General features: G+C 74.3%; 16 protein-coding genes. 9 read left to right on the top strand and 7 right to left on the bottom strand.

All coding sequences use genetic code 11. From position 1 onward, the window contains the following. Positions 1–9: 9 nt before the first annotated feature. Both KG102_RS12410 and KG102_RS12405 read right to left on the bottom strand, forming a co-directional pair. Complete coding sequence (locus KG102_RS12410) at positions 10–2,226, bottom strand: rhamnogalacturonan lyase family protein (protein WP_208288577.1); 2,217 nt, start codon at positions 2,224–2,226, stop codon at positions 10–12. A 127-nt stretch (positions 2,227–2,353) separates the two neighbouring features. Then, positions 2,354–2,716, bottom strand: a complete 363-nt coding sequence (locus KG102_RS12405; RefSeq protein WP_208288579.1) for a nuclear transport factor 2 family protein — start codon at positions 2,714–2,716, stop codon at positions 2,354–2,356. Between the two features lie 94 nt (positions 2,717–2,810). On the opposite strand from KG102_RS12405, the gene KG102_RS12400 reads away from it, so the two are divergent. From KG102_RS12400 to KG102_RS12390, 3 genes are all read left to right on the top strand, one after another. Continuing rightward, complete coding sequence (locus tag KG102_RS12400) at positions 2,811–3,965, top strand: serine/threonine-protein kinase (protein ID WP_208288581.1); 1,155 nt, start codon at positions 2,811–2,813, stop codon at positions 3,963–3,965. Beyond that, positions 3,962–4,489: a hypothetical protein gene (locus KG102_RS12395; RefSeq protein ID WP_208288583.1), complete on the top strand. Its 528-nt coding sequence runs from the start codon at positions 3,962–3,964 to the stop codon at positions 4,487–4,489. The genes KG102_RS12400 and KG102_RS12395 overlap by 4 nt, the downstream gene beginning before the upstream one ends. A gap of 114 nt (positions 4,490–4,603) precedes the next feature. After that, positions 4,604–4,855, top strand: coding sequence for a PspC domain-containing protein (locus tag KG102_RS12390; protein WP_208211844.1), 252 nt, complete (start codon positions 4,604–4,606; stop codon positions 4,853–4,855). A gap of 37 nt (positions 4,856–4,892) precedes the next feature. Here KG102_RS12390 and KG102_RS12385 read toward each other — a convergent pair whose 3' ends face one another. From KG102_RS12385 to KG102_RS12370, 4 genes are all read right to left on the bottom strand, one after another. After that, positions 4,893–5,369, bottom strand: coding sequence for a hypothetical protein (locus KG102_RS12385; protein WP_208211842.1), 477 nt, complete (start codon positions 5,367–5,369; stop codon positions 4,893–4,895). A 76-nt stretch (positions 5,370–5,445) separates the two neighbouring features. Continuing rightward, positions 5,446–8,172, bottom strand: coding sequence for a helix-turn-helix transcriptional regulator (locus KG102_RS12380; protein WP_208288585.1), 2,727 nt, complete (start codon positions 8,170–8,172; stop codon positions 5,446–5,448). Positions 8,173–8,226: 54 nt separating this feature from the next. Then, positions 8,227–9,222, bottom strand: a complete 996-nt coding sequence (locus KG102_RS12375) for a DUF4349 domain-containing protein (RefSeq protein WP_208288587.1) — start codon at positions 9,220–9,222, stop codon at positions 8,227–8,229. Between the two features lie 118 nt (positions 9,223–9,340). Continuing rightward, complete coding sequence (locus KG102_RS12370) at positions 9,341–10,171, bottom strand: DNA-3-methyladenine glycosylase family protein (RefSeq protein WP_208288588.1); 831 nt, start codon at positions 10,169–10,171, stop codon at positions 9,341–9,343. A gap of 309 nt (positions 10,172–10,480) precedes the next feature. Between KG102_RS12370 and KG102_RS12365 the strand changes: the two genes are divergently transcribed. From KG102_RS12365 to KG102_RS12355, 3 genes are read left to right on the top strand one after another with little or no spacing between them, the layout of a single operon-like run. Continuing rightward, positions 10,481–11,785 carry a mechanosensitive ion channel family protein gene (locus KG102_RS12365; RefSeq protein ID WP_249667305.1) on the top strand — a complete coding sequence of 435 codons (1,305 nt, stop codon included), beginning with the start codon at positions 10,481–10,483 and terminating at the stop codon, positions 11,783–11,785. Between the two features lie 8 nt (positions 11,786–11,793). Further along, the gene (locus KG102_RS12360) at positions 11,794–12,399 is read left to right on the top strand and encodes a nucleoside/nucleotide kinase family protein (RefSeq protein WP_249667303.1); all 606 of its coding nucleotides are present in this window, start codon (positions 11,794–11,796) and stop codon (positions 12,397–12,399) included. 46 nt (positions 12,400–12,445) lie between these two features. Beyond that, positions 12,446–14,284 (top strand): HNH endonuclease signature motif containing protein, encoded by a 1,839-nt coding sequence (locus KG102_RS12355; protein ID WP_213362995.1) that lies wholly within the window; start codon positions 12,446–12,448, stop codon positions 14,282–14,284. Between the two features lie 85 nt (positions 14,285–14,369). On the opposite strand, the gene KG102_RS12350 is transcribed toward KG102_RS12355, so the two are convergent. Beyond that, positions 14,370–15,329, bottom strand: a complete 960-nt coding sequence (locus tag KG102_RS12350; protein ID WP_208288592.1) for a helix-turn-helix transcriptional regulator — start codon at positions 15,327–15,329, stop codon at positions 14,370–14,372. Positions 15,330–15,415: 86 nt separating this feature from the next. Here KG102_RS12350 and KG102_RS12345 point away from each other — a divergent pair, with 86 nt between their 5' ends. The 3 genes from KG102_RS12345 (at position 15,416) to KG102_RS12335 (ending at position 17,984) form a co-directional block, all read left to right on the top strand. After that, positions 15,416–16,411, top strand: coding sequence for an ATP-binding cassette domain-containing protein (locus KG102_RS12345; protein ID WP_208288594.1), 996 nt, complete (start codon positions 15,416–15,418; stop codon positions 16,409–16,411). Continuing rightward, entirely contained in the window at positions 16,408–17,226 is an 819-nt protein-coding gene (locus KG102_RS12340) for an ABC transporter permease (protein WP_208211823.1), read from the top strand. Before KG102_RS12345 ends, KG102_RS12340 begins: the two co-directional genes overlap by 4 nt. Before the next feature lie 203 nt (positions 17,227–17,429). Next, positions 17,430–17,984, top strand: a complete 555-nt coding sequence (locus KG102_RS12335) for a methylated-DNA--[protein]-cysteine S-methyltransferase (protein WP_243883904.1) — start codon at positions 17,430–17,432, stop codon at positions 17,982–17,984. Positions 17,985–18,141: the final 157 nt, after the last annotated feature.

Raw genomic sequence — 18,141 nt, 5'->3', positions numbered from 1 at the left:
CAGCGTAGATCAGGGCGTCGAGATGACCGGCTGCGCCGGCATCGTGAACGGCGTGCCCAGGAAGAAACCGGGGTGCGGCGGCTGGTTGTACGCCGTGTTCTGCCAGGCGATCGCCACCCGGTAGGTCTGGTCGTGCAGCAGGGTCCACAGCCGCGTGGTCGTCGGCGTCGGCGTCGCGTAGATCCGCAGCCCCGACTCGTCGGACTTGGCCCAGATGACCTCCTCGCGCCAGTCGCCCCACAGGTCGCCCGAGAGCACCGGCGTGGACTTGGTGCCGTTGTTCGACCGGACCCCGGCGCCGGTCAGCAGCCGGGTGTCGCCGCCGGTGCCGTACTTGTCGATGCGGGTCCCGTCGAGCAGCTCGCGGGAGGTGTCGCCGTCCCACCAGGCCAGGAAGTTGGCCGAGCTGGGCTTGCGGGCGACCGTCTGGCCCGCCGTGTTGCGCAGCTGGGAGTCCGCGGACGACCACGACTCCGCGCCGGGGCTGCCCGACCAGATGTCGCTCGACACCCCGCGGCCGTTGTCACCGGCCGCCGGCGTGCTCCACAGGAGCTGGCCGGTGCGGGCGTCGGCCATCCAGGACGCCGGCTGGCCGGCGCTCTCCATCACCTTGTAGTACTCGAGGCCGGGGCGGCTCGGGATGAGGTCACCGACGTGGCCGGCGTCGCCATGACCCGTGCGCGCGTTCCACAGGCCGCGGCCGTTGTCGTCGATGGCGGCGGCGCCGTAGAGGATCTCCTGCCTGCCGTCCTGGTCGACGTCCGCGACCGACAGGGAGTGGTTCCCCTGGCCCGCGTACGTGCTGTTGCCGGAGTCGTTGGAGTCGAAGGTCCAGCGGCGGGTGAGCTGACCGTTGCGGTAGTCCCACGCCACGACCACGGCGCGGGTGTAGTAGCCGCGGGCCATGATGATCGACGGCCGCTGCCCGTCCAGGTAGGCGGTGCCGGCCAGGAACCGGTCGACGCGGTTGCCGTAGCCGTCACCCCAGCTGGACACCGTCCCGCGCGCGGGGACGTAGCTCGTCGTCGCCCCCACGGCACCGGTCGGACCGGAGAACACCGTGAAGTACTCCGGACCCGACAGCACGTACCCGTCGGAGTTGCGGTGGTCGGCACCGGCGTTGCCGATCACCTGCCCGGTGCCCGAGCGGGTGCCGTCGGCCGTCTTCATGGCGACCTCGGCCTTGCCGTCACCGTCGTAGTCGTAGACCTGGAACTGGGTGTAGTGCGCACCCGCGCGGATGTTGCGGCCCAGGTCGATGCGCCACAGCCGGGTGCCGTCGAGCTCGTAGGCGTCGACGAACACGTTGCCCGTGACGCCCGCCTGGGAGTTGTCCTTGGCGTTGGTCGGGTCCCACTTCAGGACGATCTCGAGCTGGCCGTCCCCGTCCAGGTCGCCGACGCTGCCGTCGTTGGCGACGTGGTCCGCGCTGGGTCGCTGGATCGGCACGTCGAGGTAGCCGTTGCCGAACGTCAGCGAGCTCGCCGACGCCGCCTGCTCCGACCCGTTCACGACGGCCCGCACGGTGTACCGGGCCCCCGCGGCGGCGCCGGTGTCCAGGTAGTTGGTCGAGTTCGTGATCGGGCCGGCGATCCTGGTGCCGTCCCGGTAGACGGTGAAGCCGGTGCCGGCCGCCTCCGTGCCCAGGAGGCGCCACTGGACCAGGTTGTTGCTGCCGGACCGCACGCTGATCAGGCCGCGGTCGAGCCTCTCGGCCTGCCACGCGCCGGCGGGCGGCTCGACGGGCGGTGTGGTCGGGTCGACGGGCGGCGTGGTGGGGTCGACCGGGGGAGTGGTGGGGTCCACCGGTGGGGTGGTCGTGCCGGTGCAGGTGGTGCCGTTCAGCGCGAACGACGTCGGGACAGGGTTGCTCCCGGACCAGCCTCCGTTGAAGCCGAACGACGTGCTGCCTCCCGTGGGGATCGCGCCGTTGTACGACACGTTCCTAGCGGTCACCTGCGCACCGCTCTGCGAGGTGGCCGCGTTCCACGCCTGGGTGATGGTCTGCCCGGCACCGAACGACCACGTGAGCGACCACGTGCTGACGGGGTCACCGACGTTGGTGATCCGCACGTCCGCGCCGAATCCTTCGGTCCACTGGTTGGTGACCGTGTAGTCCACCCGGCAGCCGGCCGCGGCGGTCGCCGGCTGAGCGACCGCCACCCCGACCCCGGTGGCGAGGGTGGCCGCCATGAGCCACGGGACGGTCCTGCGGGGATGAGTCATCGGTGTGCCTCCAGCGCGGTGCGGCCGACGTCGTCGTCGAGGGGAACGGCTGAGCCCCGTGGTGACGCTAGGGACGGCGGAGTTGCGCAACTAGGCGGTGAAACCTTTCAGGGAACGCGCTTACCGCTCAGTCGTCCGCGACCAGGTACGTACCGTGCCCCTCGACGACGAGCCCGTCCGCGAACCGGAGGACCTCGTCGACCAGCCCGCCGGACTGGTTGCGGTACCCGATGACCAGCACGTCGATCCCCGCGAACACCCGTTCCACGGTGAAGTGCAGCCCCGGGAGCAGGCGCAGGCCCTCGGTCCAGTAGCGGCGCAGCTCGGCCTTCCCGCGGACCACGCCGTCGCTGCCCGGGACCAGGCGCGCGGCCGTCGGCGACGTGAACACGACGTCCTCGTGGAAGTGGGCCAGGACGGCCTCGACGTCGTGGGCGTTCCACGCGGCCACCCAGGCCGCGCTGAAGGACAGGGGGTCGGGAAGCGTCATCGCCGCAGTGTGGCACCGTCGTCGGGCCCGGTGCCCGCGAATTCGCCCGGCGCCCGCGTGCGGGTGTGCGCGGGTGCGCCTACGGTCGGTGCCCATGCTGGAACACGCGGGCGCGCCCCGCCCGGACACGGCGGCCTCGCAGGAGCCGCGGGTCCTGGGCGAGCGGTACCGGCTCGAGGCGGTCCTCGGCCGCGGCGGCATGGCCACCGTGCACCGCGCGCACGACCTCCTGCTCGGCCGTGACGTGGCCGTCAAGGTCTTTCCCGCCGTGCACGACGGCGCCGACGACCTGGCGCGCAACCGGGCCGAGATCAGCGTGCTCGCCACCCTCAGCCACCCCGCCCTGGTCACCCTGCACGACGCCGGGACGGTGCACGGCGCCGACGGCTCGCAGCAGGTCTACCTCGTCATGGAGCTGGTGGAGGGGTCCACACTGGCCGAGCGGCTCCGCGGCGGCGCGCTCGGTGCCGAGCAGGCCGCCCTGGTCGGCCGGGACGTCGCCGAGGCGCTCGCGGTCGTCCACGCGCGCGGCATCATCCACCGCGACATCAAGCCGGCGAACATCCTGCTGACGCGCGCCGACGCACTCGACGGAGGCCGCGGCGCGAGGCCGGTCGTGAAGCTGGCCGACTTCGGCATCGCCCGGCTGGCGGGTGCCGCCCGGCTCACGATGACCGGCATGACGCTCGGCACCATGAGCTACCTGAGTCCGGAGCAGGCCACCGGTGGCCCGCTTGCACCCGCGAGCGACGTCTACGGGCTCGGCCTCGTCCTCCTGGAGTGCGCGACGGGCCGTCCGGCGTTCTCGGGCACGATGGCCGAGGTCACCTCGGCGCGGCTCGTCTCGTCCCCGGCCATCCCCGACGACCTGGACCCACGGCTCGGTGACCTGCTGTCCCGGATGACGCGCCTGGCGCCCGAGGACAGGCCGAGCGCGGGTGACGTCGCCCAGGACCTGGCGGCGATCCTCGACGCCCCGTCCGGGGCGACGCTCGCGCTGCCGACCGTCCCCCTCGCCGTCGGCCCGGCTGTCGGCCCGGAGCCCGCGAGCGCGACCCGGTGGCGCCGCGTGCGGTCCGCCCGCGTCGGGCTCGTCACCGGTGCCGCGGTGCTGCTGGCCGTCGGTGCCCTGCTCGTCGGGCAGGTCGCCGCGGGTGGCGGCGCCCCGCCGGAACCGCCGTCGTACCCCGCGGTCGAGGGCACGCTGGGCGAGTCCCTGATCCAGCTGCAAGAGAGCGTCGCACCGTGAGGCGCCTCGTCGGCTGGACGGCGGCGCTGCTGGCCACGGCCCTCGTCTGCGCGGGCTGCGCCGCCCGGCCGGAGCTCGCCGAGGACCGGGCCGAGGCGCTGCAGGGTTCGGTGCTGGCGGTGACGCAGGCCGCGGGCGAGGCCCGCTGGGACGACGCCGAGGCCTTGCTGCAGGACATCCGGAGCGCGCTCGCCGAAGGGGCCGACGCGCAGGAGGTGTCCACGACGCGCTACCGCGAGATCGACGCCGCGCTGGACCGCGTCGCGGCCGAGCTCGCTGCGGCGAAGGCGGCGGCTCAGCAGGCGGAGCTGGCGGCCCAGGCGGCCGCGGCCGAACAGGCCGCAGCCGAGCAGGCGGCCGCGGCCGAACAGGCCGCAGCCGAGCAGGCGGCTGCCGCCGAGCAGGCCGCGGCCGAGCGGGCGGCGGCCGAAGCGGCAGCGGCACAGGCCCAAGAACGGGACGAGGACGGCGGCCCCGGCGGCCCCCCGAAGAAGGACAAGGGACCGGGCAAGCCGGGCAAGTGACGGGCTCAGGGGGGACTCCGGGTCGCGCTCCGGGCGATCACCGATGTGCCGGGCGCCGTCCGCGCGGGATGCTGGTCGCGCCGGCCGCCGTGGCCGGCGCGAGAGGAGAGCACCATGGGCGCCATCCACGACGGCATGGCTCGGCAAGGCCTCGTCCGTCCGGTCGAGGGCCGGATCCTGGCCGGTGTGTGCGCCGGTCTGGGCCGCCGGTTCGGTATCAACCCGCTGCCCGCACGCCTGCTGTTCGTGCTCGGCCTGCTGGTCCTGCCGGGCAGCCAGCTGATCATCTACCCGATCCTGTGGATCCTCATGCCGACCGAGCGCTGGGCGCCGTCCCCCACGGACGCCGCACCCGGGCAGCGCTGAGGCCCGCCGCGGCCGGGGCCGCGACGGGCCTACGAGCTCACGCGGGCGAGACCGTCGAGCTGTAGACGTCGTTCGCCTCCGCGTCCTCGCGGGTGTGCCCCGAGGTCAGATGGTTGAACGTGGTCTCCCAGCCCGCCACCGAGACACGCACGAGGTCGCGCACGCTCGTGGAGCTCGTCGACGCCCGGAACTCGAACGGGTCGCCGGGCGAGACCCGGGGCGTCGTCGCCGAGTGGGCGGGCACGTCGCCGAAGAACGCACCCGAGATGGTGAACGCGTCCTGCAGGTCGCGGTTGACGCCGTTGCTGGCGACGAGCGTGCCGTTCAGCCCCTCGACGAGCAGGCTGAGCTGGTTGGCGTCCACCGGGCCGGAGTTGGCCACCTGGATGCGGAACCTGGCGTTCTCGCCGGCGTTGAGCGCGTTGCCGGGCGGGTCGACCTGGACGATCTGGACGTCCAGGAAGTCGCGCGGGTAGGTCTCGAGCTCGTCGGCGAGGTCGGTGAGGATGGTCATGATCGTTTCCCCCTGCTCTGCTGGCGGACCGGCTCTCGGCCCGACCCGGCGAACGTAGGTCGGCAGGGGTGCACCGCTACAGCGGGGAAACCCCTGCGGACACCCCAGAACGTTCCACGCGGCGGGAGAGCTCGGCACGGTTGCGCAGGCCGAGCTTGCGGTAGGTCCGGGTCAGGTGGGCCTCGACCGTCGACTCGCTGACGAACATCCGCACCGCGATCTCACGGTTGCGCAGCCCGTCTGCGACGAGAGCGGCGATCTCCGCCTCCGTCGGGGTCAGCCCGTCGTCCGACGCCCCGCGCACCCGGTCGAGGTGTGCGCGCACCACGTCGTCCCACCCGCGCACCCCGGCCGCCTCGAACGTCGCGAGGCAGCGTCCGCCCAGGTCACGGACCACCTGGCGCCGGCCGGTCCGCAGTGCGGCAGCCAGCACGAACGCGCCGACGCGTGCGGCGTCGAGGCGGTAGCCGAGGTCGGCCAGGCGGTCGTGCGCCCGGCCGAGGGTGTCGAGCGAGGCCGGGTCGTCGCGCAGCAGCATGAGCTGCCCCGTCGCCGCCAGGAGGCCGGCGTCGGCCCACGGCGACCGGAGAGCGGCGCTCTGCCGGTGCAGCCGGTCCCGCAGGTGCTCCACGCTGTCGGCGTCGCCCGCCTGGCAGGCCGCGTGGATCGCCTGCGGCAGCACCGGGACGGCCCCCGGGTGCGCGTAACCCAGGGAATCGAGGGCGGACAGGGCGCGCAGCAGCTCCTCCAGTGCGTCCGACCAGCGGCCGTGTGCGGTCGCCAGCACGCCGCGGACGTGCCCCGCCATGGCGTGCCGGGGTCGTTCACCCACGCGCCCGGCCCAGGAGTCCAGCCGGTCGGCGTGCGCCCTGGCCGTGTCGCACCCGCGAAGCGCCGCGAGCAGTCCGGCCGGATACGCCAGCCAGGCCATCGCACGCTCGTCGCCGCAGTCCAGCGCCGCCTCGGTGCCGTCCTCGACGTGCTGTGCCGCGGACGCCAGGTCGCCCGCGGCCAGCGCCACCAGCGCGAGGTCCGACAGCCGGTACGAGCGCTGGAACTCGGCGCCGTTGCTCATCGCCGTGCGGTGCATCTGCTCGAGGTCGGCGCGCGCGGGACCGAGGTACCCGTCCCACAGCTGCTGGCGGCCGCGCAGGACCCGCGGCCACAGCGCGAGCTGGGACTGGACGACCTCCGCGCCGCGGGCCACGGCCTCGTCGATCAGCCCGTCCGCCGGGCGGCCGAGCAGCAGTGAGGCGGTCGACACGGCCGAGGCCGCCTGCGCGACGAGGACCGCGTCGTCGAGCGACCTGCCGATGTCGAGCGCGGCCTGCGCGTGCCCCAGCCCTTCCTCGACGCGGCCGAGGTGGATGGCCAGGAGCCAGCCGAGCAGGGCGAGCAGCCGGCCGCGCAGCCGCGCGGTGTCGTCGGATTCGTCGCCGGGCACGTCGTCCAGCGCCGCGCGCAGGATGGCCTCCGCGTTCGTGAACTCGAGCACCACGCGGCCGGTGACCACGGCGGCACGCAGCGGTCCGGGATCGAGCCGGGCCAGGAGCGCGTCCGCGATCCCGACCGCGGTCGGCAGGTCGCCGGCCGTGGCGCGCTGCATCATCTCGGCGACGGTCCGCCGGACACACGCCTCGGCATCGCCCGGTGCGGTCAGGCGCACGCTGTCGGCGAGCAGGTCGGCGGCCACGCGGGGCGCACCCCGGCGCGCCAGGCGCAGGGCGGCGGCCTCGATCTCGTCCGCGGCGGCGGCGTCGACGCCCTCCGCCGCGCCCGCCAGGTGCACCGCCCTGGCGTCGGGCTCGGTGACCGCTCGCGCCAGGGCCGCGTGCAGCGCGCGGCGGTCGAGCGCGTGCATGCCGGCGAGCACCGCGGTCGCGATCAGGGGGTGCGTGAACCGCAGGACGTCGTCGCGTTCGAGGGCCACGACGTCGGCCTCGAGCCCCGGCCGGACGGCGTCGTCGATGTTGTCGAGGTCGCCCGCCGCGGCCAGGACCCGCAGGGGTGACGGACCCGCGAGCGCGAGCAGCCGCACCAGGCGCAGGGTGCCTGCCGGCAGCCGCGCGACGCGGTGGCCCAGCACGGCCAGCGGCGAGCCGTCGGGCGTGACGGTGGTGCCGAGCCGATAGGCGCGGGCGAGCTCGAGCGCGAAGAACGGGTTGCCGTGCGCCAGGTCCCCGACCTGCGCGGCCACGGGGAGGCTCAGCGTGGGCGCCGCGGCGGTGACGATGCGGCGCAGGCTGCCCGCCTCCAGGCGGGGGAGGTCGAGCAGCTCGACGCCGTCGAGGCCAGGCGCCGGAGCCGCGAGCCGCTCGGGGCTCCAGGTCCGAGCCGTCGCCAGGAGGCTCACGGGCTCGTCGCCGAGCCGGCGCAGGGCGAAGCGCAGCGTCCGCCGCGTGATGTCGTCGAGCCACGGCAGGTCGTCCACCGCAACCACCACGGGGCCGTGGGCCGCGAGCGTCCGCAGCTGGTCGAGCACCCATCGCGACCGCTCGACGACCGGCCGGACCCGGGCCAGGTCGGGGTACGCCGGGTGCCGGTCGAAGAGGTCGTGCAGGCCCTGCGCGGGGCTGTCCCTGTCGTCCTCGCTCGGGCGCGTGACGAGCACCTGCGCGTGCGCGGCCCGGCAGCGCGCGACCCCGTGCTCCCACAGCGTCGTCTTGCCGATCCCCGCCTCGCCGACCAGGACGAGGGAGCGGGCCGGCGCGCCCACCTCGGCGGCGAACGCCTCGACCCGCTGCAGCTCGAGGTCACGTCCGACGATGCCCGGAGGGCGCACGGTCGCGCGGGGAACCACCACCTAGACGAGGAGGGGTGGCCCCCGCGCGCAGATACGCGATCGTCAGCGCGTGGGTCAGTGCGGCTGGGTCGGCTCCACCACCGGTCCGGCCGCGAGCGGGTGCACGACCGTCCGTCCGCGCCGGCGGCGGACCCAGCGCACCCCCGCCAGGGCCAGGGCCCCGACGGCCCCCCCGAACGCGAGCCACGGCAGGAGGACGCCCAGCACGATGGCGCCCCCCGAGACCACGTCGACCAGCGAGCCCCAGCCGGTGACCAGACCCTCGACGAACGACTGCGGGCCGGTGGGCGGGGCCGCCGGCTCGACGTACGGCGGCAGGTCCGGCCCGACGAGGGCGACCCGGATCGTCGACAGGGAGACCTGCTCGGCGATGCCCGCCCGCTGGGACCGTAGCTGCTCCAGGGCGGTCTCCCGCTGCGTGAGGGCGTCCTCCGCGGCGACGATGTCGTCGTGCGTCGTCGCCGTGGCCAGCAGGGCCGTCATGCGGCTCACCGAGAGCTCCATGGCGTGGATGCGGGCGTCGAGGTCCTGCGCGGCCTCGGTCACGTCCTTCTTCGCCAGGTTCACCTTCTCGACGTCGCCGAGGTCGCGCAGCGCGACGAGTGTCGAGGAGACGGTCGCTGCGGGGAGCCGGAGCGTCAGCTGCGCAGTGGCGATCTCGGTCTCGGTCTGTGCCTGCTCGACGCGGTCGTCGATCCTGCCCCCGGCGTCCTCCGCGAGCCGCACGATGGCGTCCGCAGCCGACCGCGGGTCCTCGACCGACATCGTGACGTCGCCCGTCTGCACCACCTGGCGGTTGGCGCCGGCCGTGCTCGCGGCCGGCGCGACGGAGCCCTCGGGCGCCTGGGCGCTCGCCCCCTGGTCGCCGCCGCCCTCGTCGGCACCGACGGCACCGGAGTCCGGGAGGCTTTCGGACTGCATGTCGGCGCTCGCGCCGTCGTCGCCGGCGCTGCAGGCGCTGAGCAGGGCGCTCAGCGCGATGATCCCCGCAACCCCCAGTCGGGCGGCACGCGTGCGGACGTTGCGTGGGCGGCTCGTCGTCGGCGTCATGGCGGTGACCGTAGGGCCGTGGGCAGCGTCGCGGGGTAGCCGTGACCCAACCGTGACGGCGGTCGGGCGTACACGGCCGAATCGTGACCGGGCCGACACCGGAACGCGTCGTGGCTGCTCAGAGCGCGTACGCGGTGGCCGTCCAGAGGTGCACGGCGGCGAAGGCGCGCAGCGGCCGCCACTGCTCGGCCAGACGGGTGACCTCCGTCGCCGTCCGGACCGCGAGGGCGCGGCGGAGCACCAGGTCGCCCATGGGCATGGCGTCGCGGTCACCGAGGACGCGCAGGGCGAGGTAGTCGGCGGTCCAGGGACCGATCCCCGGCAGCTCGAGCAACCGGGCGCGGGCGTCGGGCGAACCGGGTGCCAGGGTCAGCCCGCGGGCGCAGGCGTCGGCCACGGCATGCAGGGTGCGGGCGCGGGCGTGGGTGATCCGGACGACGCTCTGCAGCTCCACGGCGTCGGCCCGTGCGAGCCGGTCCGGCGTCGGGTACGCGATGAGCCCGCCCGGCCCGGGCGTGCCGTAGGCGGCGGCGAGCCGGCCCCCGAACGTCCGTGCCGCGGCGAGCGACACCTGCTGCCCGAGCACGGTGGCCATCGCCGCCTCGAAGCCGTCGGGGTGCCCGAGGATCCGCAGGCGGGAGCGTGCGCGCACCAGTGGCCCGAGGACGGGGTCGGCCTCGAACGCGTGGTGCACGGCGCCCAGGTCGTCGCCGAGGCCGAACCACGAGTGCGCGAGGGCCACGAGGTCCTCCGGCGTGCCGGCCGAACCGCGCAGCTCGATGCGGTCGGGCAGCAGCGTCGCCTCGACGAGCGCAGGCTCCCCGCCGAACCGGACGACGCGCCGCACGGTGCTGCCGTCCACCGTCTCCACGCCGGGAACGGCGTGGGCGACGATCGATGCGAGGGCCGGAGCGGGATCGAACGGGCGCTGCACGAGGGCCGTGGTCACGGTCTGCTCCGATCTCGGTGGCGGGGAGGGGGTTGGACGCTTTGCCAAGTGAAGACAATTCCATGGAAAGGATGCGCCCCCCGCGTGGCGGTGCTAGAAAGGTCCTAGCTGATCGCACCGGAAGCCCGGAGCGACCAGCCGGTGGCAAGTAAAGCCTTGTGTGCCGAGGGTCGCGGCGAGAGCCGGACCGCCCGTGAGGGTTCAGGGAGTGCGCCAAGCCTCGTGCCGGCGAGACGCCTCTCCGTGGCGCCCCGTCCCCGTCAAGGGGACGGGGCGCACCTATGTCCGGGCGTGCCTACGCTGAGAGATGTGCTGCCTCTCCTGAACCCCGGCGTCGTCGACGACTCCGTCTCGGACGGCGTCCAGGGGGTCGTGGTCCCCGTGGCCGCGCTGCTCGCGGCCGTCGTGGCCGCGTTCGTCACGGCGACGCTCATCGGCGTGGTGGTCCGGCGGATCGCGCGCAGGTCGGCGGTCGCGGCGGACCTCACCCGGCGGTCCCGCAAGCCGATGCGTGCGGTCCTGCTGGTCGTCGCGATCGGCATCGCCCTGCGGGTGAGCACGGAGACGGCCGAGTGGACCCGCGCGGTCGGTCACGTCCTGCTGATCGCGTTCATCTGCACCATCACCTGGCTCATCGGGAGCCTCGCCTTCGTGCTCGAGGACGCGGCCCTCCAGCGGTACCGGATCGACGTGGCCGACAACCGGCACGCGCGCCGCGTCCGCACGCAGATCCAGGTGCTCCGACGCATCACGGTGGCGGTCCTGGTCCTGTGCGCCCTCGCGGCGATCCTGCTGACCTTCCCCTCCGCACGAGCGGTCGGAGCGAGCCTCCTGGCGTCGGCGGGTGTCATCTCGATCGTCGCCGGTCTCGCGGCGCAGAGCTCGCTCGCCAACGTGTTCGCCGGGCTGCAGCTCGCGTTCACCGACGCGATCCGCGTGGACGACGTGGTGATCGTGGACGACCAGTGGGGTCGCATCGAGGAGATCACGCTGACCTACATCGTCCTGCACATCTGGGACGACCGGCGGCTCATCCTGCCGTCCACGTACTTCACGACCACGCCGTTCGAGAACTGGACCCGCCGTGCGGCCGACCTGCTGGGCACGGTCGAGCTCGACGTCGACTGGGAGATCCCGGTCGAGGACATGCGGACGGAGCTGACGCGCCTGCTGCAGGACACCGACCTGTGGGACCGTCGCGTCGGCATCCTGCAGGTCACGGACGCCGTCGGCGGGCTCGTCCGCATCCGCGCGCTGGCCAGCGCGGTCGACGCGCCGACCCTCTTCGACCTGCGCTGCTACGTGCGCGAAGGCCTGGTGAGCTGGCTCCAGCGCGAGGCACCGCAGGGCCTGCCCAAGACGCGCTGGGAGGGGGCGAAGCCCGAGGCCCCGCGTGCCCGTCCGGAGGCCACGCAGCCGCGGACCCTTCCCGCCCCGAGGGCGTGGTCACCGGACGACACCCAGACGCTGTTCACCGGGAACCGGGACGCACGCCTGTTCACGGGCAGCATCGACGCCGTGGAGCGGTCACGGCATTTCTCCGGGCCGGGGCAGGAGGTCATCGACGAGCGCGAGCAGAGCGCCGAGGACCACGGGGAGGGCCGGCACCCCTGATCCAGCCGGTGACCCCCGACGTGCTCGTCGACCGGCTCGTGCGCCTGGTCGACGCGCACGAGGGCAGAGTGCGCGTGCTCGTCGACGGTGCACCGCAGACGCGACCCGGCGCGCTCGCCGACGCCCTCGTCGAGCCGCTGCGCGGGCTCGGGCGCCCGGTGGTGCGCGTCCACGCCGACGACTTCGTGCGGCCCGCGTCCGTCCGGTATGAGCGTGGGCGACGGGACCCGGACGCCTATCTCGAGGACCGGCTGGACGTGGGGGCGCTCGCGCGCGAGGTGCTCGACCCCTTCATTGAGACCGGTCGGTACCTACCGACGCTCTGGGACGCCGTGGCGGATCGCTCGACCCGGGCGGCGGTCGAGCACGCACCCGATCGCGCCGTCCTCGTCCTGGACGGGGCCCTGCTGCTCGGGCGCTGGCTCGACGCCGACCTCACGGTGCACCTGGCCGTGCGGCCGTCGACGCTGGCTCGCACGACCGCGCCGGGGGACGCCTGGGCGCTGGCGGCCTTCGCTCGGTACGACGAGGAGGTGCTGCCGGGCAGCGTCGCCGACGTGGTGGTGCACGTGGACGACCCGCGGCGGCCGGCACTGGAGGTCACGTCGGCGTGACCGGCTGGCCCGGGCTGTGGGCGGCTCGGTGGTGCTGCCTGTGGATATGTTTGTGCAGGTCAGAGCATTGATCCGGGTGTTCGGTTCGAGTAGAATCGCACGTATGTTCGATACGGTGGTGCGGGTCGGTGAGGTGACGGCGCGGGTGCGCGACGCCGCCGCCGATCTGGCTGCCGTGTCCCGGGCCAGCGCCGCCTGGAGCGCTGCGGAGCGTGCTGAGGCGTTGGCCGCGGTGCGGGCCGGTGAGGCTGCGTTGGCCGAGGCGCGGGCGCACCTGCTGGTCGCCGACCGTCAGGCCGGGGACACCGTGCGCCGCCCCGGGGACCGCTCGTTCGAGGCCGCGCACGCCCGGGTCTCCCGGGCGGGGATCGGTGAGGCGACCCGGCAGGTGCGTCAGGCCGACGCGTTGGTCTCGATGCCGGTGGTGGCTGCGGGGGTGCGGGAGGGGTCGGTGCCGTTGCCGCACCTGAATGCCCTCGCCCGGGTCGCCGCGACCGCGTCCCCGCAGGTCGCGTCTGTCCTGCGTGCCCCGGACACCCAGCAGGCGGTGCTGGCGATGGCCCGGACCCGGTCCGCGCCGGACTTCGCCCGGGCGTTGGCCCGGTTCGTGGCCACCCAGGACCCCGCCGGGGTGCAGGGCGAGCACGACCGGCAGTACCGGGAACGGTTCTTCACCCTGTCCGCCCAACCTGACGGGGTGTTCCTCAAGGGCCGCCTGGACCGGGTCGCCGGAGAGAGCCTGCGGGTGGCGTTGGACGCGATGGGCCAGTTCGGCGACCACACCCGCTCCCCAGCCCAAGCCAGCGCCGACGCGTTGACCATGCTCGCGGAGAAGGCCTGCGCCGGAACCGGCCCGGGCGCAGGGGAGCGGTCCGCCACGGCACCTGCCGGTGCAGGCGCCGGCGCTGGTGCCGGTGCAGCTGCCGGTGCGGGTGTGGGTGCGCGCGCTGGCGTTGGTGCGGGCGAGGCTGCGGGTACCGGTGTGGGTGGGAGGGGCGGCGCGACGGGCGCGGGCGGTGCTGCTGGCGGGTCCGGGACCGTGGGTCGTCCGCACGTGTCGTTGCTCGTGCCGGCCGAGACGGTCGCGGAGCTGATCGCCCACGAGCGGGCCGGGGCCGACGTGGTGGCCCCGCCGATCACCTTGCCGTGGGGGACGGTGGCGCCGGCGACGTTGGAGGACGGCACCCCGGTGGCGATGTCCGAGCTGGCCCGGGTGCTGTGCCAGGCCGACCTCACCCGGATCGTCATGTCCGCCGAAGGCCTGCCCCTGGACGTGGGCCGCACCAAGCGGTTGTTCAGCACCGCGCAACGCCGGGCGGTGGTCGCCCGGGACGGGCAGTGCGTGTGGAACGGGTGCGAACAGCACGCCTCCCGCTGCGAGGTCCACCACGTGCGCTGGTGGGGCCGCGATGCCGGCCCGACGTCGGTGGCCAATGCCGCCCTGTTGTGCCGGTTCCACCACAGCGAGGTCCACCGACTGCACCTGAGCATCCACCGCCAGGAAAAGCCCCCGGGCTGGACCAGACGACAACGCACCGAGGCAGCGGCTGCGGCTGCGGCACGCGGCGACGGTGGGGACGTCGGAGAGCAGAGCACCCCCGACGCGCACGGCGGCGGTGAGTGGAGCGAGCCTGCCGCGCGTGGTGGTGGTGAGCGGGGTGAACCCGCCGCGCGTGGCGGTGGTCAGCGGGTCGAGCCCGCCGCGCGTGGCGCTGGTCAGCAGGGCGAGCCCAACGAACGCGGACGCGGTGAGCGGGGCAGGCCCGACGGGCGCGGTGGTGGTGTGCTGGCCGAGCCCGTCGGCCGCGAGCCGATGCGGTACGTGTTCCGCAACACCCGTGGCCTCACCGTCAACGCACCCGAGGGTCACCGTCCCGACGCCTGACGCCCGTGCGCGGAGGTCCGCCACCCGCGCACCGCGCCAGGCCCGGACGCCCCCGCAGACGGCGCGTCCGGTCCGGCGGTGCCTGTCAGCGGTCCACAGCGGCGGTGGCGCGGTCCGCCAGGCGGTGCATCGCGTCGACCAGCTCGGGCGGGCCGAGCACCCGCAGGGGCACACCGAACATGGCGAACGTCGAGGCCACCCCGTCCCAGGACCAGGCGCTCAGCGCGACGCGCGACCGGTTCTCGCCGAGGGCCTCGACCAGGGCGCCCGGGCCGGCCCACCGGGCGAGCTCGGACGCGGGCATGTCGACCTCCGCCTCGCCCCGGCACGGCCAGGGGTTGATCGTGGTGAACCTCTGCGCCACGAAGGCGGCGACATCGGCGGCGGGGAGCTCTCGGGGTGCGAAGCGCGGGCCGGATCCGGTCTTGGGCGTCATCTTGTCGACGCGGAAGGTCCGCCAGTCCGCGCGGTCCAGGTCGAAGCCGACCAGGTACCAGCGCCCGCCCCACGTGACCAGGTGATGCGCCTCGGCCCGGCGGGGCCCGCGGGGTCCGGTGTCGCCACCGCCGACGTAGTCGAACCGCAGCACCTCACGAGCACGTACGGCCGATCCGACGGTCAGCAGCACGTGCTGGTCCACCTCCGGATGGCGGCTTGCGCTGGCGACGGCGGTGACCTGGAGGGCGTCGGCCGCTGCGCGCAGCCGCGCGGGCATGACCTGGCGGAGCGTGGCGAGCGCGCGCAGGGCGGCCTCGTCGACCCCCGCCACCCCGCTGGACGTGGTCTGCAGGGCGACGACGAGCGCCACGGCCTGCTCATCGTCGAGCAGGAGCGGTGGCATCTGCGTGCCCGCCTCGAGCCGGTAGCCGCCATCGGGTCCCTTGGTCGCGTGCACCGGGTAACCCAGCTCGCGCAGGCGGTCGACATCGCGCCGGACCGTGCGGGGGCTCACCCCGAGGCGGTCGGCGAGCGCCTCGCCCGGCCAGTCACGCCGGGCCTGCAGCAGCGACAGGAGGGAGAGCAGACGAGAGGCCGGCGTGGACATGTCGCCAGGATCGCACGCAGTAGCGGACAAAGCCTGACCGCTACCAACGACAGGCTGGTGCCGCACCCACTCACGAGGGAGAACCCATGATCCAGACCAGAGGCCTCACCAAGGACTTCGCGGTGAGCCGGACGGAGACCGTGCACGCCGTGCGCGGTATCGACCTCGACATCGCACCCGGGGAGCTGGTGGCGGTGCTCGGCCCCAACGGCGCCGGGAAGTCGACGACGATGCGCATGCTCACCACGCTGATCCGCCCGACCTCCGGCACGGCGACCGTCGGGGGCATCGACGTCGTCGCGGACCCGGCGAACGTCCGTCGACACATCGGCTACGTCGGGCAGGGCAACGGCGCCGGGCACCAGCAGCGCGCGTGTGACGAGCTCACCACGCAGGGCCAGGTCTACGGGCTCGATCGGGCGTCGGCCCGTCGGCGGACGGGGGAGCTGCTCGACGCGCTCGACCTGACCGCGCTGGCCACGCGCAAGGTGGCCGACCTGTCCGGCGGCCAGCGCCGCAGGCTCGACGTCGCGCTCGGCCTGGTGCACGCGCCGCGGCTGCTGTTCCTGGACGAGCCCACCACAGGACTCGACCCGCACAACCGCGCGAACCTCTGGGAGCACATCGCGCGGCTGCGGTCCGAGCACGACATGACGATCGTGCTCACCACCCACTACCTCGACGAGGCCGACACCATGGCCGAGCGGGTCGTCGTGGTCGACCACGGCCAGGTGATCGCCGACGACACCGCGGACGGACTCAAGCGCACGCTCGCCGGTGACCGCGTGGTGGTGCGCGTGGCCCCCGGCGGGAACGCGGCGCGGGTGGCCGGTCTGGTGGGCGCGCTGCCCGGTGCGCGCGACGTCACCGTCGACGGCAACCGGATCGACGCGCGCGTGTCCGACGCGGCCGGGGCGGTGCCCGAGCTGGTGCTGGCCGCGTCCGCGGCGGGCGCGCCCCTGCTCGAGGCGCTCGCCGTGCGGCCCACGCTCGACGACGTGTTCCTGGCCCTCACCGGCCGCAGCCTGCGCGACGAGGGCGCGCACCCGACCGGAACCACCGACGAGGAGGCAGCAGCATGACCACGATCACCGCGACCCCGCCGACCACCACCGTGGCCACCGCCCGGCGTCCCTGGCTGGGCGACGTGCGCCTGGTGATGGCCCGCGAGCTCAGGCCGATCGTCCGGGAGCCGTTCTCGGTCGTCTTCGGGCTGATCCAGCCCTTGGTCTTCCTCGGGCTGTTCGGGCCGCTGCTCGCCGGCTCCGTCGGGGAGTCCGCCGGGTTCGCCGGGGCGGACGTCTGGCAGTGGTTCGTCCCCGCGATCCTGGTGATGACCACGCTGTTCGGGACGTCGACCACGGGTGCCAACCTGCTGGTCGAGATGCAGACCGGTGCGCACGAGCGGCTGCTCGTCACCCCGCTGTCGCGGTCGTCGCAGCTGGTGGGGCGCTCGCTCAAGGAGATGGTGCCGCTGGTCGCCCAGGCGGGGATCGTCATCCTGGTCATGCTCCCGTTCGGCTTCCGGGCCGACCCCGTCGGTGCGCCGCTGGGCCTGGCGATGCTCGCGGTGCTGGGCGTCGGCCTCGGCTCGCTCAGCTACGCGCTGGCGATCGCGGTGCGCAAGCAGGACTGGACGTTCTGGGTGGTCCAGCAGACGGTCCTGTTCCCGCTGCTCATCCTGTCCGGCATGCTCCTGCCGCTCGAGACCGGCCCGCAGTGGATGAAGGTCGCCTCCGCGTTCGACCCCGTGCGCTGGGTGGTCGAGGCCGAGCGTGCACTGTTCGCCGGCGACCTGACCAGCAGTGCGGTGGGGGCGGGGTGGCTCGCGGCGGTCCTCACGGCGGTGCTGGGGCTGACCGTGGGGGTGCGAACGCTGTTGCGCAGCACGGACTGACCTCACAACCCCCGCGCGGCGCGCGTCTTCTCCGAGAGGGCGCGCGCCGCAGGCGTGTCGTGTCCGGGTCGGTACGCGTGTCAGCGTGCGTGTCAGTGGGGAGCGGCAGGATGACGATCATGACGGTGCAGGGGGGAACCTGGGGCATGACCCGCAGTGCGGCACACGGGGTCATGCCCGAGAGTCCGGTGCCCGGCAGAGTCATGCCCGAGAGTCCGGTGCCCGAGGGCTTCGTGCCCGGCGGCGCGGAGCCGCGCGTGGTCCACACCGTCACGCACTCGCCGCTCGGTCCGCTCACCCTGGTCGCCCACGACGGCGCGCTGTCCGCCCTCCTGCTCCCGGACTCGAAGTACGAGGCCGTCCAGGGTCCGTTCGGCGAGCGGGCCGACGACGAGTTCGACGAGGTCCGGACGCAGCTCGACGAGTACTTCGCGGGGATCCGTACCGAGTTCGACCTCCCGCTTCGCCTCCTGGGCACCACGTTCCAGCGCCGGGTCTGGGAGGGCCTGCTGCGCATCCCGTACGGGCAGACGCGTTCCTACGGGGAGCTCGCCGCCGAGATCGGGCTGGTGCCCCGGACGTCGTCGCGGGCGGTGGGTGCGGCCAACGGACGGAACCGCATCGCGATCGTGGTGCCCTGCCACCGCGTGATCGGCGGGGACGGCTCGCTGACGGGGTTCGCGGCGGGACTGGAGCGCAAGCGGTTCCTGCTCGGCCACGAGGCGAAGGGGCGGCCGCGCGAGCACGTGCTCTTCTGAGTCGCTCGGTCCGGGCCCTGGCCAGGCCGCCCGGGACGTCAGGCTCGAGGGCAGCGTGCGTGGTCCGGGCCGCCCGGAGCGAGGTCCGGGGTCGAGCGCCGCGGGTCCGGTCCACGGGGGTGGGCGCTCCCGCGGTCGTCGCACGTCAGGCGGCCGT

This window comes from Cellulomonas fengjieae (assembly GCF_018388465.1).
Lineage (GTDB): Bacteria > Actinomycetota > Actinomycetes > Actinomycetales > Cellulomonadaceae > Cellulomonas > Cellulomonas fengjieae.
This window is presented reverse-complemented; position numbering and strand designations above follow the sequence as displayed.